The 14,316-nt window shown below is 61.1% G+C and carries 12 protein-coding genes and 2 pseudogenes; 2 read left to right on the top strand and 12 right to left on the bottom strand.

Annotated features, from left to right (window positions below; genetic code table 11):
- From CQ14_RS05215 to CQ14_RS05190, 8 genes and pseudogenes are all read right to left on the bottom strand, one after another.
- On the bottom strand, positions 1-1,481 hold a 1,481-nt coding region (locus CQ14_RS05215), incomplete at its 3' end, for an arylsulfatase (RefSeq protein ID WP_082649711.1).
- Between the two features lie 621 nt (positions 1,482-2,102).
- A pseudogene (locus CQ14_RS05210) lies at positions 2,103-2,471 on the bottom strand (acetoacetate decarboxylase); the annotation flags it as partial.
- 30 nt (positions 2,472-2,501) lie between these two features.
- Positions 2,502-3,653, bottom strand: coding sequence for a DUF3734 domain-containing protein (locus CQ14_RS05205; protein ID WP_057856857.1), 1,152 nt, complete (start codon positions 3,651-3,653; stop codon positions 2,502-2,504).
- Positions 3,654-4,037: 384 nt separating this feature from the next.
- Entirely contained in the window at positions 4,038-4,553 is a 516-nt protein-coding gene (locus CQ14_RS41890) for a hypothetical protein (protein WP_082649710.1), read from the bottom strand.
- Positions 4,554-4,566: 13 nt separating this feature from the next.
- A pseudogene (locus CQ14_RS05200) lies at positions 4,567-6,859 on the bottom strand (efflux RND transporter permease subunit); the annotation flags it as partial.
- Positions 6,860-6,913: 54 nt separating this feature from the next.
- Positions 6,914-7,721 (bottom strand): efflux RND transporter permease subunit (locus tag CQ14_RS45680; RefSeq protein WP_245320198.1); only part of this gene is annotated, 808 nt, incomplete at its 3' end.
- The gene (locus CQ14_RS05195; protein WP_057856856.1) at positions 7,718-8,794 is read right to left on the bottom strand and encodes an efflux RND transporter periplasmic adaptor subunit; all 1,077 of its coding nucleotides are present in this window, start codon (positions 8,792-8,794) and stop codon (positions 7,718-7,720) included. The genes CQ14_RS45680 and CQ14_RS05195, both read right to left, overlap by 4 nt.
- Positions 8,791-9,711, bottom strand: a complete 921-nt coding sequence (locus tag CQ14_RS05190; RefSeq protein WP_347337118.1) for an efflux RND transporter periplasmic adaptor subunit — start codon at positions 9,709-9,711, stop codon at positions 8,791-8,793. The genes CQ14_RS05195 and CQ14_RS05190 overlap by 4 nt, the downstream gene beginning before the upstream one ends.
- On the opposite strand from CQ14_RS05190, the gene CQ14_RS47775 reads away from it, so the two are divergent.
- Complete coding sequence (locus tag CQ14_RS47775; RefSeq protein ID WP_347337119.1) at positions 9,631-9,933, top strand: hypothetical protein; 303 nt, start codon at positions 9,631-9,633, stop codon at positions 9,931-9,933. The two genes, CQ14_RS05190 and CQ14_RS47775, sit on opposite strands and share 81 nt — an antisense overlap.
- On the opposite strand, the gene CQ14_RS05185 is transcribed toward CQ14_RS47775, so the two are convergent.
- A complete protein-coding gene (locus CQ14_RS05185) occupies positions 9,921-10,847 on the bottom strand; it encodes a histidine kinase dimerization/phosphoacceptor domain -containing protein (RefSeq protein ID WP_057856855.1) in 927 nt (308 codons plus the stop codon). The genes CQ14_RS47775 and CQ14_RS05185 overlap by 13 nt on opposite strands.
- 149 nt (positions 10,848-10,996) lie before the next feature.
- Here CQ14_RS05185 and CQ14_RS05180 point away from each other — a divergent pair, with 149 nt between their 5' ends.
- The gene (locus CQ14_RS05180; protein WP_057856854.1) at positions 10,997-11,659 is read left to right on the top strand and encodes a TetR/AcrR family transcriptional regulator; all 663 of its coding nucleotides are present in this window, start codon (positions 10,997-10,999) and stop codon (positions 11,657-11,659) included.
- Positions 11,660-11,678: 19 nt separating this feature from the next.
- Here CQ14_RS05180 and CQ14_RS05175 read toward each other — a convergent pair whose 3' ends face one another.
- Genes CQ14_RS05175 through CQ14_RS45675 form a run of 3 tightly spaced genes read right to left on the bottom strand, consistent with a single transcriptional unit; the run spans position 11,679 to position 13,127 of the window.
- Positions 11,679-12,332, bottom strand: a complete 654-nt coding sequence (locus tag CQ14_RS05175; protein WP_057856853.1) for a TetR/AcrR family transcriptional regulator — start codon at positions 12,330-12,332, stop codon at positions 11,679-11,681.
- Between the two features lie 11 nt (positions 12,333-12,343).
- Positions 12,344-12,781 (bottom strand): hypothetical protein, encoded by a 438-nt coding sequence (locus CQ14_RS05170; protein ID WP_057856852.1) that lies wholly within the window; start codon positions 12,779-12,781, stop codon positions 12,344-12,346.
- Between the two features lie 4 nt (positions 12,782-12,785).
- Positions 12,786-13,127, bottom strand: coding sequence for a hypothetical protein (locus CQ14_RS45675; protein WP_347337116.1), 342 nt, complete (start codon positions 13,125-13,127; stop codon positions 12,786-12,788).
- Positions 13,128-14,316 lie beyond the last annotated feature (1,189 nt).

The following is a 14,316-nucleotide window of genomic DNA, read 5'->3' as shown; positions in this document are numbered from 1 at the left end:
TCTTCGCCCACCTTGAGGTTCGGGTATTGCTTCACGCTCTCCTCGTACTTGGCGATTTCGCGGTACACGGGCAGAAATATCCAACCGTTCGTCTGGACGGTGGCGAAGAGGTTATACATCTCCTGCGGATCGCTGCTCAGATCGTACGTCATCGGCGCCTGCGGCTCGACGATGGGCTCATCGATTCCCTTGGAATAGCGGAGGATCGTCTTGAAGTTTTTCCACTTGAGGGACATGAGCTTGGCGTCGGGTCCAAAGAACATGTAGTAATCGCGACCGGTGGTTTGGCTTTTACCCAGCATGAACGCTGAGGCATCGATGCCGTCGATCGGCCGATCCTTCGGCACCAGGTTCGATGCGCCCACGATCGTCGCAAGCGTCGGCAGCCAGTCCGTCGCGGCCAGCATCTCGTCGGTGACGACTCCGGCCGGCACCTTGCCTGGCCAGCGAATCATGCCAGCGGTCCGATGGCTTCCCTCCCATGGCGGAATGAAGAAGCTTCCCCGCCAAGGCCCGCTCGAGCCTCCAGCCCCGCCCGCCAATACCGGACCGTAAGGTCCGTTGTCGCTGCTGAGAATCACAATGGTGTTGTCGTCGATGCCCGCTTCCTTGATCGCATCGAGGACTTGCCCGACTCGGAAATCCATTTCGCTGATGACTTGGGAGTAGAGCCCGCCAGGCTTGTCTTTGAAGTTGGGATTCGCCATGACGGGCTGATGCATTTCCGAGTAGCCCAGGTAAACGAAGAACGGCTTCTTCGCGGCCGCATTCCGCTTGATGAAGTCGATCGTCTTGGGGACAAGGTATTTCTCATCCACGACGGGACGGACGTTCTCATCCAGGGCCATCGCTACCTTGGACGGCTCGCCCTTGCGACCCTCCAGGATGTGGGGGGGAATGTCGAGCGGCTCCGGCCCCTTATGCTCGGCGAGCATCTGCTTCACCAGGGCGTTGTACGTCGGATATTGCCTGTACGCGGCTTCGTCCCAAGTGTTCGGGATACCCCACCATTCGTCGAAGCCTTTGTCGTTCGGCAGACGCCCTTGAATATCGCCCAGGTGCCATTTGCCATACAACGCCGTAGCGTATCCTGCGTCGGATAGAAGGTTGGCGATGGTGTATTCCCAGGGTGCCAGGCCGTAGGGAAGTCCAAGCGTCACGGAGTAGGTCCCTGAGCGGACCGGCATGCGTCCGGTCATGATTGCGGAGCGCGTGGGTGTGCATTGGACCTCGACGTTGTAGTTGTTGAAACGAATGCCCTCGTTCGCGAGCTTGTCGATGCGCGGCGTCGGCGTCAGGCCGCCATAGCAGCTCCAGTCGCCCCAGCCAGTGTTGTCGACCAGGATGAAGACGATGTTCGGCTTCTGCTGAGCCTGGGCGGACGCGACAGAAGGGAGCGCCATCGCTCCTAAAGCCAGTCCAGCAAAAGCCAGTCCAGCAAGACCGAAATCGCGTCGGGTGAACGTTGGTTCCGATGCCATAGGAGACCTCCGTGATCATTTAGACAATGCAACACAAGCGGGCGTGCTCGATAAGCGTACCCATCAGGAGTTTGGCGCATACAGACGCGAGCCGCCTTTGATCACCTTGCGGGGAATCGTGGTTGTCCGACGCCCCTTCAGGGCAATGCTTTTGGGATCTCATGCGGAACATGCCTCGGGACTGAAAATCATCTGCGTTGTGCCACTGCGGTCCAACACACGCCTCCTCGACCGTCAAAGCGTTCCGACGACCACGGCGGACCCCAGGTCGCCGTAGCCGACATTATCGGCGAGAATGAAAACAACGTTTGGCTTTTGGGGTTGTTGTGCGGATGTCGGTGCAGTCCGCGTCACAACCAAAAACACTGCCAGCACACCAACAGATAGGTGCCTGCTCATTCCCAACCACCGGACAGAAACCGAACATCCCCCGGGGTTCGCCACGCATGTCAGGACGTACCGGGACGAGTACGGATCGTAGGCCTCTAAGCCCGCGACGATTAGTCCCGATTTCGACACACGGCTGTTGATCTAGATCAAAAAACTTGTGCGTTGGCCCCGTTCCGGGTGTTCGACGGCACACCATCAATATGCAGCGCGCCGCCTTGACGTCCGCTAGATCGGCTGGCCGAGCTTTTTCGGAAAGCCCCAGAGCTCCCGGCCGCCCGCGATCGGTCCCTCATCGTTCAGGAACATGCAGTGGGTGTAGCTTCCCCTGCGACCGCGAAACGACACCGGGATGACCTTGCCGCTCTCGGTATAGTCGCCAAAACCATTGGAATCCGGCATGCGGATGAATTCGTACTTGACCAGCGCCTCGCGTTCGTCAAATTCGAGCGGAGCCGGAACGACCGATCGCAGCTTCGCTGGATCGGTGCGATAGGTGATGATCAGATATTCGCGGTTGACGAAGCGATACGGCCCCGGCGGATAGGCCGGATTGGTGAGCGGCATCGCGAACGCCCGCCTCACGACTTCCTTCTCGTGCATTTCAATTCTCCTGTGACTGACCGGCTTGGCTTACTCGCGACCATCCTGATCAAGATCGAACGTGGACACGCCGTCCGCGCTGGTCGGGCGGGCCAGCACCTGGGGATGACGAAGGGTGCGCAGCGCATCGTGATAACCGGCGCGCCAATGATCCTGCATCGAGAGGCGGGAAAACTCGTAGTCCTTGGAGTGGCCTTCGTAGTCACGCGCGCGATAGATCAGATGGACGAGGTTGTGCACGTTGTCAGAGGCAGCCGTCCTGAGCAGCCTGACATCCTCGTGCTCGCGCAGATCTTCAGGCAGCCTGTTCAGAAGAGCCGCCAGCTCCCGCTGCAGTCGGTGCAGGCTTTTGAACTGGTCTGTGCTCGCTCGCGTGCGGCTCGAGTATTGAATCTCCTTTTGGCGCGTAACGACGTCGGCCATATTGCGCGGAATCTGGCCGCGCGCGCTCCAGAGATCGACCTGAAACACAAGCGTGTCCTGACGGGCGCCACACTCGATCACATATTGCAACGGTGTGTTTGATACCAGACCGCCATCCCAATAATGTTCGCCATCGATTTCGACCGCCGGAAAGCCCGGCGGCAGCGCCCCACTCGCCAGGATATGCTCGGGCCGAATCGTATGCGTGGTACTGTCGAAATAGACCAGATTGCCGGTCCTCACATTGACGGCACCAGCGCTGAACCGCGTAATACCGGCGTTAATGCGATCGAAATCGACGAGGCGCTCCAGTGTCGTCTTCAGCGCGCCCGTGTCGTAGATGCTCGTGGCGGCAAGCGTTCCACTCGCTTGCAGCCATGGCGCCAGTGGCCGCGCAGAAAAAAATCCGCTTGCGCCAAACACCGCCGCAAAGCTCGCATTCACCTGATTGAGAAAATTGCGGGTGTGATCGCTGTTCATCAAATCGGTGAACGGCGCGTTCAGCGTCACCTGCGTCCAAAACTCGCGAAGCCGGTCAACTCGGGAATTGGGGGGATTGCCCGCGATAATTGCAGCGTTAATTGCGCCAATTGAAATGCCGGCAATCCAGTCGGGATGGATGTTGGCTTCGGCCAAGGCCTCGTAGACGCCTCCCTGGTAAGCCCCCAGAGCACCGCCGCCCTGCAAGAGCAACGCTATGCAATCGAACGGCGGACGCCGGTCGGCGGTCGTGAGGCGTGGTCGAGGCTGAAAGTTCATGTGTTCTGTGCTCTTGGTTTGCGATTGTCCAAGCCCGCGTTCTGTCCGGGACGGGACGTGGCAGGCTTCACGATCTGATTTAATAAACTATACCGTATAGTTTGATAATTACTCTGTCAAGCGAGCACATTCACAAACTCGTGCTGCAGCTGATTGCGCTCCCTACCCGGTCGTTGGATTTTGGCGAGCCTCCCACTAGGAATTGAATGCGGAGGCCCAAAGCTGTGGCGTGCTGTTCCCAACCAGACACGCTGACGCAACGCCGAAGTCTGCTTCGACGTCACGCCACTGCGGCGAACGAACCGGTCTCTGTGATGAGCACCAGCGAAGCCGACGCGGTTACGCTCGACCGCTGTGTTCGCAGGGTGAGGTCTTTTCCGCCCGCTAGTTGCAAACCAGAACGCGTCGGTGGCGGCTGTAGGTGTAGTAGCAGTCGCTATCGGAATAATTGCCGTCGTTCGAGCTGCCATAGGCATAGCCGGCATAGGCTCCAGCGGCGTAGGCTGCACCATAACCGTATCGCCGCCCGCCATAGCCGTGGCTGGAGCTTCCGTAGCGGCCGTAGCCGACCGATGCAGAGCGAGCCTGGACCGAGCGTGCAACGGCAGGTCCGTCACGACCGCCGGCACGGACGCCGCCAAGCCCCCTTAGATCGCCGCGTGGACCAGTTCCAGCGCCGAGCCGAGGAGCCGGACCGCCGAAGCCGGCACGGGGCGCACCGCCCGGCCCCATGGGAGGTGGACTTGCGAATGCGGGAGCACCTCCGGCCGCGATCGGCGGAGGACCGCCCGGCCCCATGGGAGGAGGACCGCGGAATTGCGCAAACACCGCAGTCGTCGCCAATGAGATCGTTGCGAGCGTCACGCTGACGGACAGCGTCAAGAGTGTCTTCCTGGACATTATCGTCTCCGTTTCAGATTTGCGTCTCGAGGACAGGCACCGGCGCGGCCGGCGCGAGAGTCGGGTTCGACGAATGGGTGCCGTGCGCCGGGTCAACGGCCTCTTGCATTGGCCGGCCATCGTCGTGAACAGGGTGGATCCGGAACCACGCCACATAGAGCGCCGGCAGGAACAAGAGCGTCAGCAGCGTGCCTACGATGATGCCGCCCATCATCGCGTAGGCCATCGGGCCCCAGAAAATCTCGCGCGCGATCGGAATCAGCGCGAGACTTGCGGCCGCCGCCGTCAGCAGGATCGGCCGCATCCGATGCTCGGTCGCTTCCACGACGGCATCCCAGGCCGGGCGCCCCTCCTTCCTCAGATCCTCGATCTGCACGATCAGGATCACCGAGTTTCGGACCAGGATGCCGATCAGCGCCAACACGCCGAGGATGGCAACGAATCCAAGCGGCGCGCCGCTCGGCAGCATGGCCATGACGACGCCGATCACGGCAAGCGGCGCGACCGCAAACACCAGGAACAGACGATGGAAGCTTTGCAGCTGAACCATCAGGATTGTGGCCATGACGAACAGCATCAGCGGAACGACGGCCACGATTGGCGACTGGCTCTTGGCGCTTTCCTCCACGGCGCCGCCGATCGTCACCGAATAACCCGCCGGCAGTGCTTTGCTGAACTCCGCCACCTTCGGCGCTAACTGGTCCATGATTGTCTTCGGCTGGACGTTGGTGACGATGCCAGCCTTCAGCGTAATCGTGGGAATGCGCGCGCGGCGCCAGATCGTCGGCTGCTCGATTTCGTAGCGCAGATTGGCCACGGCTCCGAGCGGCACCGACTGCCCGCCCTGCCCGGATAACTGCAGATCCCGGAGCGTATCGATCGAGCCGCGATCGACCGCGGTCGCGCGTCCAGTGACATTGACGAGATAGATGCTGTCGCGAACTTGGGTGATCGGGGTGCCCTCGAGCACCGAGTTCACGGCCGTGGCAATGTCTTCCGACGTCACGCCGAGCTGGCGCGCCTTGTCCTGGAGAACGTCGACCTTGACGACGCGCGCAGGCTCCATCCAGTCGAACACGACATTGCCGAGATCGGGGTTGCTCCGGACGATGCCCGCGAGTGCCTGCGAGAGATCCCTGACCTTCGCGATGTCTGGCCCGCTCACGCGGTATTGCACGGGACGTCCCACCGGCGGACCGACCTCGAGCAACTTGACGTAGGTGTCGGTGCCTGGAAACGTCTTCCGCAGATATTCCTCGAATTGCGCCTTGACGAGGTCGCGCGCCTTTATGCCGCCCTTGGTCACAACTACTTGCTGGCCAAACCATGCATTGGCCGTCTGCACGTCGAACGACAGCACGAACCGCGGCGCGCCCGTGCCGACATACGTCGACCAATGCTCCACGGAGCCATTGCCCTGCAGCTGTTCGCGCTCGAAGCGCGCCATCTGCGCATTGGTGTCTGCAATCGAGGCATTTTGCGGCAGATTCCAGTCGATCACCAGCTCGTCACGGTCCGACGAAGGAAAGAACTGCTGCTGCACGAATGTCATGCCGAACAACGCGACGAAGAAGGCTGCAACTGTCACGCCGACGGTGATCCAGCGGTGATGCATGCAGACGAGCAGCAAGCGGGCGAACATCTGCGCCAGCCGGCCTTTCTCCCCGTGGTGCCCCTTCATCTTTGCGGGCAGAATGGTGACGCCGAGCAGCGGGGTGAACAGCACCGCGACGACCCACGACACGATCAGGGAGACCGCAATCACGACGAACAGGGTGAAGGTAAATTCGCCGGCATTGCTGCTGTTCAGCCCAATCGGGACGAAGCCCGCGACGGTGACCAACGTGCCCGTCAGCATGGGAAAAGCGGTCGACGTATAGACGTGGGTCGCTGCCTTTTCCAGGGGATCTCCGACCTCCAGTCGGGCCACCATCATTTCGACGGCAATCATGGCATCATCGACCAGAAGGCCCAGCGCGATGATCAATGCACCCAGCGAAATTCTCTGCAATGAAATGTCGGCATAGGCCATCACCACGAAGGTAATGGCGAGAACCAGCGGGATCGCAATCGCGACGACAAGCCCGGCGCGCATGCCTAAGCTGAGAAAGCTGATGGCGAGAACGATGACCACGGCCTCAAACAGCGCTTCGGTGAAGCCCGACACGGCGTGCTCGACGACGACCGGCTGATTGGCGACCAGATGAACGCCGACGCCGATCGGCAGGTCCGCAATAACCTTTGACATTTCCTCCTTCAGCGCCTCGCCGAAGTGAAGCAGGTTTGCGCCGGACTTCATGCCGATGNGCAAGCCCGATTGCGGGCTGGCCGTTGTACCTGAACAAGGTCTTGGCCGGGTNCGGCATAACCGCGCGTGATGGTCGCGACGTCAGTCAGCGGAAAGAAGCGGTCGTTGATACGGAGATTGACCGCGTTCAGGCTTGCCTCCGACGTGAAACGGCCGTTCACCCGCACGCTGATCCGCTCGGCCCCCTCCTGGAACACCCCGGAAGGCGCGACCGCGTTTTGTCCCTGCAGGGAGGCCATGATCGAGCGGACGTCGAGGCCAAGGGCCGCGATCTTCCGCGTGGAGAATTCGAGGTAGATCACCTCGTCCTGTGTTCCCAGAATGTCGACCTTACCCACATCCGGCACGGTCAAGACCTTGGCGCGGATACTCTCGACCTCGTCGCGCAGCTGACGCTGGGTCAAGCCGTCGCTGGTGAAAGCATAGATGTTACCGAACACGTCGCCGAAGCGATCGTTGAAGCCCGGCCCAATCACTCCTTGCGGGAATTCGCCCTTGATATCCGCGACCATGTTGCGGACGCGGACCCAGGTCGGCTTGACGTCAGCCGCCTTTGTCGTGTCTCGCAGATAGACGAATACGGTGGTCTGCCCCGCGACCGTCACGCTCTTGGTGTAGTCGAGCGATTCCAGCTCCTCGAGCTTCTTTTCGATCCTGTCGGTGACCTGACGCGTCATTTCTTCCGGCGATGCGCCCGGCCACTGCGCCTGGATCACCATCGTCTTGATGGTGAAGTCGGGATCTTCCTGACGACCAAGCTGAAGGTAGGCAAAGAGGCCTGCCGCCATGAAGGCGATCATGAAATACCAGACGAGAGAACGATGGCGGAGCGCCCAGTCGGAAAGGTTGAACGACTTCATGGCTTCTGATCCTGTTCGATACGGACGTGTTGTCCTTGCTTGAGGCTGTGGATTCCGGCGGTCACAATGCGCGCACCGGGATAGAGCCCATCGGCGACGCGAGCACCTGCGGGGTCACCGGCGAGATCGACCTTGTGCAGCGACACGGTGCTTGCAGGCTGATCGACGACCCAGACGAAATTCGCGTCATCCTTGGCGAGCACCGCTGAGGCGGGGACGCGCAATGTCGGACTTTGCGCTTTGCCGAGCTTCGCCGTAACGGTCGTGCCCAAGCGGAAGCTTTCAGGGGGATTGTTCAGGGCGATGCGGACTCGCCGCAGGCGCGTCGCGGGATCCGCCTGCGGGGCGATCTCGCGAACCTTGCCTTCGACCTGAACGGCGGGGAGTAGCTGCAAGCCGACTGTGAATGGCAAGTCAATTTCAAGCGGCACTGGGAAATCCTCCCCGATATCGACCACCGCCTCCCTGACGTCGGGCCTCGCAACTGTCACGACATTTTGGCCTGGAGAGACCACCTGTCCGACTTCTGCGCCCACCGCGGTGACGACGCCGGCGAAATCGGCCTTGATCTGTGCATAGCTCCGTTGCTCGATCGCCTTGATCAAGTTGGCCTGTGCGTGCGCCACCGACGCAGCGGCGCCGGCTCGCGCCTGCTCGGCATTGTCTAGTGTCTGCTTTGTGGTGGCATCGGTTGTGATGAGGGTTCGCTGCCGCTGCTCCGTCGCCGTTGCAGTCGCCAGCTGCGCCTCGGCCTTCGTAAGCTCAGCCTTGGCCGCGCGTACCGCAAGCTCCAGAGCTGTGGGATCGATGACACCGACAGTTTGTCCTTCGCTGACGAGGTCACCAACGGAGACGGGACGCCCGGTCAGACGTCCCAGGACGCGGAACGCGAGATTGGTCTTGTACTGCGGCTCAACAACGCCCACGGCGACCATGCCGTCCGTGCGGCTCGGCTCAAGGACCATCGACAGCACGGGTCGCACAGGCTCGGGCGCTTTCGCGTCCTGCTGACATCCAGCCAGCACCAGCGCGGATACGAACGTGCCGGTTGCAATCATGGCGCGTCTCTTCATGACGGGTCTCCCTCGTATGTCACGGCCTGGCCAACGCTCAGCAGCTTGCCGCCATCGATAACGACGCGCTCACCTGGCTCGAGGCCCGCCTTGATCAGAACTTCACGGGCTTCATAACCGGCAATCGTCACCGGCTTGAGCGCAGCCGTTTTTGTCACCGGATCGACGGTCCAAACCGCAGGCTTCGATCCCGCCGCCGCCAATGCACTCCAGGGCAATGCGATCTGCTGCTGGGCTTTCGCTTTGACGGTTCCTGCAACGGCGCTTCCAAGCGTCATCGCGGCCAATGGATCATGGATGGCAACCTTGACGCGGATTGTCGCGCTCTTCGCGTCAATCGCCGGCGAGACTTCCCTGACATGTCCGCTCGCCGTCACACCTGTGTCGGAGACGAGCGCCAGCGATACGCGGCTGTCATCGAGATCGCCAAACAAGAGGGATTCGTAGATGTCAAACACGGCATCGCGTTCCCCGTCCTGCGCCAGGGAGAAAACGGGCTGCGCGGCCTGTACGACCTGGCCGACTTCCAAATTGCGCGCGGTGACCACACCTGCTGCTTCCGCGCGCAGCGCGGTATAGCCAAGGGCGTCTTTCGACCTTCCGAGCTCCGCTTTTGCTGCTTCAAGCGCACCTTCTGCGGTTCGCAATCCTTCCTGCGCCTGATCGTAGACCGTCCGCGTGGTGAAACCGCTGGCGATCAGCGCCTTCTGCCGTTCGAAGGTTACCCTGGCCACGCGTAGCTGAGATTCTGCGGCCAGCACCGCCGCAGTTGCGGCATCGACATCGGCCCGCTGCTCGGCCGGATCGAGCAGAGCCAGTACCGCGCCAGCCTCGACGTGAGCGCCGACATCGACATAGCGCGCGAGCACACGTCCGCTGACGCGGAACGAGAGATCCGTGCGAAACCGGGCCTGGATTTCGCCAGTCAGGGTGACGGAGGCTTGTCGGTCGCGCGGCTGCACGATCTCTGTGCGCACGATCGCGGCACGTGTGACGGGACCAGCGGCATGATCGTTGCAGCCACTCAGCGAGATTGCGACGAGCGCGGCCGCCAGGACGCCGGACCCTGTCAGCTTGCCTTTGCGGGCAGTTCCAACGATTCCAGTTTGGATCTCAGAGTGATGTTTCATGACACGTGACCAGGTGACAAAAACTCCCGCAGCACATCCGGCGCTGGACGGGCAGAGATCGGTTGGCCTCCGCGAGCGGGATTCTGATCCGGTCGAGTTGCAACGGGGCGGCTGCCCCGATCCGGGCACTTCGCGCCTGAGTAAAGCGCCGGGACATCGGATGGGCTGACTTTTGACCGGCTACGCGACCGGATGATGCGACGCTTCGCCATCGCCCAATTCGCCGGCCGCTCACGCTCTGTCAGCGGAAACGATAGGACGACGGATGTGAAATCAGTGCCGAAGCCGTGCTCGACCCGGCCGCCGAGGCCCTTGGCAAGATCATTGCTGATCCGGACTCCGCATCCCGCGGCGCCCCGTACCGACCGCGACCCATTGTCCAGGACGACGCAATTCACCACCGAGCCGATTCGTGTCAGCTTGACCTTGATTTCTCCGGTCCGCGCCTCGAAGCACGCATGCTTCGCGGCCTCGGTTACGAGCCCGTGGACGATCAATCCCAGCCGCCGGCATCGCCCTGGTTGGAGCGGAAGAGATTCGGTGTCGAGTGCCAGCCGGATATTCATTCGATCCAGCAACGAACGGCGCATGGCGCAGCCCATCATGCGGATGTATGTCGCGGCGTCGATCAGCGCCTTGCCCCTGGGCATTTCGAGCGCCTGCTGCACATCGGCATAACCATGCAACAATTCGACCATGTCGCTTAAAACGCGCTTGGCCTCAGGCCCCTCAGCTCGGACGGCCGCGGCCGAGACCAGGTTGATCGCCGAGGCGAGCCCATTATTGATCCGGTGATTCAATTCGCGCAGCAGAATGCCCTGCTCCACTTTTGGCGAGTCCGGCCTGCACACAGTCACGACGATCTCCTCAGGTTGCACCGGATGAGCGGGGCCGAACGCGCATGTGGCGGCCGGGCCGGTCATCCGGATGAGCTGTCGCAGGCCTGGCAATCAAGGCCAGCCCTCGACGGGTTAAAGTAAACTATACCGTATATTTTCTTTTCATTGCATTTCCTTCCCGGGCATGTCAAGTGGGATCTAGGCGGGCACAAGCTCGTGATTAGGAGACGGTGATGGCGAAGAACAAAAGCCCGAAACGCGGCAGGCCGCCCAAGGACCTTGCAGGAGACGTCCAGGCGCGGATTCTCGATGCAGCCCAGCAACTCTTTCTCGAGAAAGGCTTTCGGAGTGCCAGCATCGACGATATCTCCGAGTTGGCCCCTGCGAGCAAACCGACCATCTATGCTCATTTCCCCGGCAAAGAGGCTCTGTTCGTGGCTGTGGTGGAGCGGACCATCAACGGATTGACAGATTTCGACGGGTTCACGCCAGCAGGCCGCACCATCCAGGAAAAGCTCGCCAATCTCGGCATCGAGATCGTGGAGAGATTCGTCGAGGACACGTTGGACCTCACGCGCGCGACGATCGCCGAGGCGCGGCGATTTCCCGAATTGAGCCGAAATGTTCACGACGCGGCGCGCGACCGCGCGGCTGGGGCAGTTTCGCAGCTCTTGAACGAGGCAACGCAGAGGATCGCGCGCTCATCTAAGGGACCCTTCAGCGCAAAGCGGAGCGTTGCGACCGCGCAGATGTTCATGGATCTCATCCTGCTTCCGATGCTTATGAGATCGCTGATGGGTGAGGAACTGAAGGATCTAAAAAAAGAGCTACCGACGTTCTTGCACGAACGGGTCAATTTCTTTCTAGCGGCTTGCGAGGCAGACTGGAGGCCGTGAATCAGCCACACCCCGCCCGCTATGCTTGCGCCACGGCTTTGGGACGTAGGTCGGCGGCCAGGTCGATCGACTGCTCCCACGGTACGTGATGCAGGGCCCCTGCGCAGAAATCCATCATCTCGTCAAACGTGGGCCGAACGGTAGCCGCGTTGATCCGCGACGGATTGAGATATCCGTCCATTGCTTCAAGCAGGCAACAAGTTATCGCCATCGGACTTCCCGGTCGCAGTTCGCCGCTCGCTTGTCCGCCAGCAATGATCGTGCGCACAAGCGCCCGAGTCCGGTCTGCGTAAGACAGCGCGACCGCCCAGTTCTCGCGTACCGCCGCAGCGACCAATTCGTGTAGTTTGCCGTCGTTCTCCAGCCGATGTTCGTGCAGCTGCGAGATTGCGCTCAAGGCGGCTGTTAGACGCTCCAGAGCCGAGCCGCTCAAGAGAGCAGCAAGCGTTGCGGCCGCGGAGACCTGTTCGAACAAATCCGCCACGACCGCCTCTTCGATCGCCTGCTTCGAAGCGAAGAAGCGGTAGACGTTGGCGGGCGACATCGACGCACCGCGAGCGATATCGGCGACGGTAGTCTTCTGGAAGCCGATTTGGCGGTGCAATCGGATCGCCGCTTGGACGATCTGCTGACGAATGCACGGAGATGCGGCCTGAAGCTTGCGTTTTTGCATCGCTTGGGACCTCAGTGAGATGGGATCGAATGCAATTCGCGTCGGCAGGCTTCCCCGAAGCCACGCAAGGGATCCATTTCCTCCAGAAACTCAGGCAGATCGCCAAATTCGCGGTTTGGTGACAGGTAGGTTTCGATGATCAGGCGACCTGCCCGCTCCGCGGCTTGAACCACTTGATCGCTGGACAGAATCCTCATCCGCCCTATGAGCGCATACAGATTGACCAGTTGCGGAATCTCGGATTTGTCGCTGACGAGCGCGTCCGCATAGACGCGGGAGGCTTCCTCGATGAAGCTTCGATAGAGCCGCTCGCGCTTGGAAATCGACCGGGAATAGTGGCGCTCGCGAAGCCTGCGGCGCCGAGTGAGCCAGCCCGTTACGATCGTGGAGATCGCGCCGAAGGCCGAGCCCCCGAACGCAGCGAAAGCGGGAGCATATATCGTGTTCATGCGATCATTCCTCATCTCTCGCGCCGCGGTAGCGAGGCGATCCTATTGTCCTCACCGAAGCAGCTTCCGCTGCGTGATCGAAAACGGCCCTGCAAGCATCGCTCAGGTCTGACTTTCTTTGCGTGAGACATGCCTCCACATTCGTGGCGTCAGGGATGTAGCTAAGGCACAGCCGGAAGGCGTCAGGCGCGCATGCGGCCCTCTGTTCGGGAGTGCCGCGGTTCTCCTGCGCTAAGGCAGACCCATTGCCGAACATAGCCGCCAGCATGACGACTAATGTGTACTTGAACATACAGAATCCTTTCTTCTGCTGAGGCATCGCATCGAACGGGAAACGCAGCATCATGCTCCGATTCTCCGCCCTTCAGTCTGAACACGAGCTCGTGAGTCTTCGCTCTTGACACATCCCGCAGTTCGGGATGTATATGAACTATACGGTTTAGTGTATTTCGGAGGTCGGGAATGTCAACACTTTTGTGGTCGCTCGCGAAGGAAAATCCGTGGCCCGGGCTTGCGCTCGCATCCCTGAACCTGGTCGTGGCACTGTCTCTCGTGGGCCTGAGCTTGCTACTGGGCGTTACGATATCCTTGCTTGCCTGGCTGCACGCGTTCGTCGATCGAGTGGCGATGCCGAAACGGAGGCAATATATGCCATCCGCCTCAGGCCGAACGGCCGACGAGCGGTCCTGGATCGCGTCTAAGGGGCTCCAGCGCGGGGGCCGGGCGCAGTGAGCAGAACATCTGTTTTGTCAATGCGTGCGCGCGGCTCAGTCGACGCTCGAACTCCCCTGCGCGGTTACTTTCTGTGGGTCGGCGGAGCGTTGCTCGTGCTGCTCTTTGCAGCCGATTCGCTGCTGACCGCGCCGCTGCCAGGCAAGCTCGTCGAATCGCATTCTACGCTTCCGCCGATCCGGATCACCTCCGATCGGAAGGGACCGGAAGCAGTTGTCATCGATACCAGCCAGCCCGGCTTCCCGCCTATGCTCCCGGACAAGGAGATTGCCGCGGCCCCCTCGCCGCCGCTCAGCTCTGATGTAGCCGATGCTGCACGACAGCCGCCCGCGTCATTGTCCGACCAAGCCGATGCGCGTGACGGGAGCCCCCCAATCCCGACCCATGTCCGTGAAACGTTGGCGCAGTTAGGTCCGGGAGTTTCCGATCAAGTCGGCTCAAGCAGAAGGCGGGGCAAGCTCGCATCGAAGCCCCAGCGCAATCTCGCTCAGACTCGGTCCGAGAAGCGACGGCAATCTGCTCAGCAGCCCAGTTTCGATACCACGCTCGAATGGTTCACTGAGCCTCGGCCAAGGTTCTTGTCGATACGCCATCATGCACCCTCGCACACCACTAAGGCCACCGGTCAGTTTTGACCGAGAGCTACTGGATGTACCTCATGTCGAAGAAGCGATTGTTAGCGATTATCGTTTGGTCCGCCACGCTTGCTGCTACGGGCGCGATAGCCGATGTCACCCATGCACCTTTGGACGCCGCAAATCGAGGCGTCGCCGCGCAGCGCGATGCAGAGCAGGCAGCGATTG

This window comes from Bradyrhizobium lablabi, assembly GCF_001440475.1.
Classification (GTDB): domain Bacteria; phylum Pseudomonadota; class Alphaproteobacteria; order Rhizobiales; family Xanthobacteraceae; genus Bradyrhizobium; species Bradyrhizobium lablabi.
Note: the sequence above shows the minus strand (reverse complement) of the source record. Positions and strands in the feature narration are given on the sequence as shown.

Coding starts and splice junctions, on each gene's coding strand:
- CQ14_RS05170 (WP_057856852.1), bottom strand. CDS start 12,781: ATGAACACGATATATGCTCCCGCTTTCGCTGCGTTCGGGGGCTCGGCC.
- CQ14_RS05185 (WP_057856855.1), bottom strand. CDS start 10,847: ATGACCGGCCCGGCCGCCACATGCGCGTTCGGCCCCGCTCATCCGGTG.
- CQ14_RS05175 (WP_057856853.1), bottom strand. CDS start 12,332: ATGCAAAAACGCAAGCTTCAGGCCGCATCTCCGTGCATTCGTCAGCAG.
- CQ14_RS45675 (WP_347337116.1), bottom strand. CDS start 13,127: ATGATGCTGCGTTTCCCGTTCGATGCGATGCCTCAGCAGAAGAAAGGA.
- CQ14_RS05180 (WP_057856854.1), top strand. CDS start 10,997: ATGGCGAAGAACAAAAGCCCGAAACGCGGCAGGCCGCCCAAGGACCTT.
- CQ14_RS05195 (WP_057856856.1), bottom strand. CDS start 8,794: ATGAAGAGACGCGCCATGATTGCAACCGGCACGTTCGTATCCGCGCTG.
- CQ14_RS05205 (WP_057856857.1), bottom strand. CDS start 3,653: ATGAACTTTCAGCCTCGACCACGCCTCACGACCGCCGACCGGCGTCCG.
- CQ14_RS41890 (WP_082649710.1), bottom strand. CDS start 4,553: ATGTCCAGGAAGACACTCTTGACGCTGTCCGTCAGCGTGACGCTCGCA.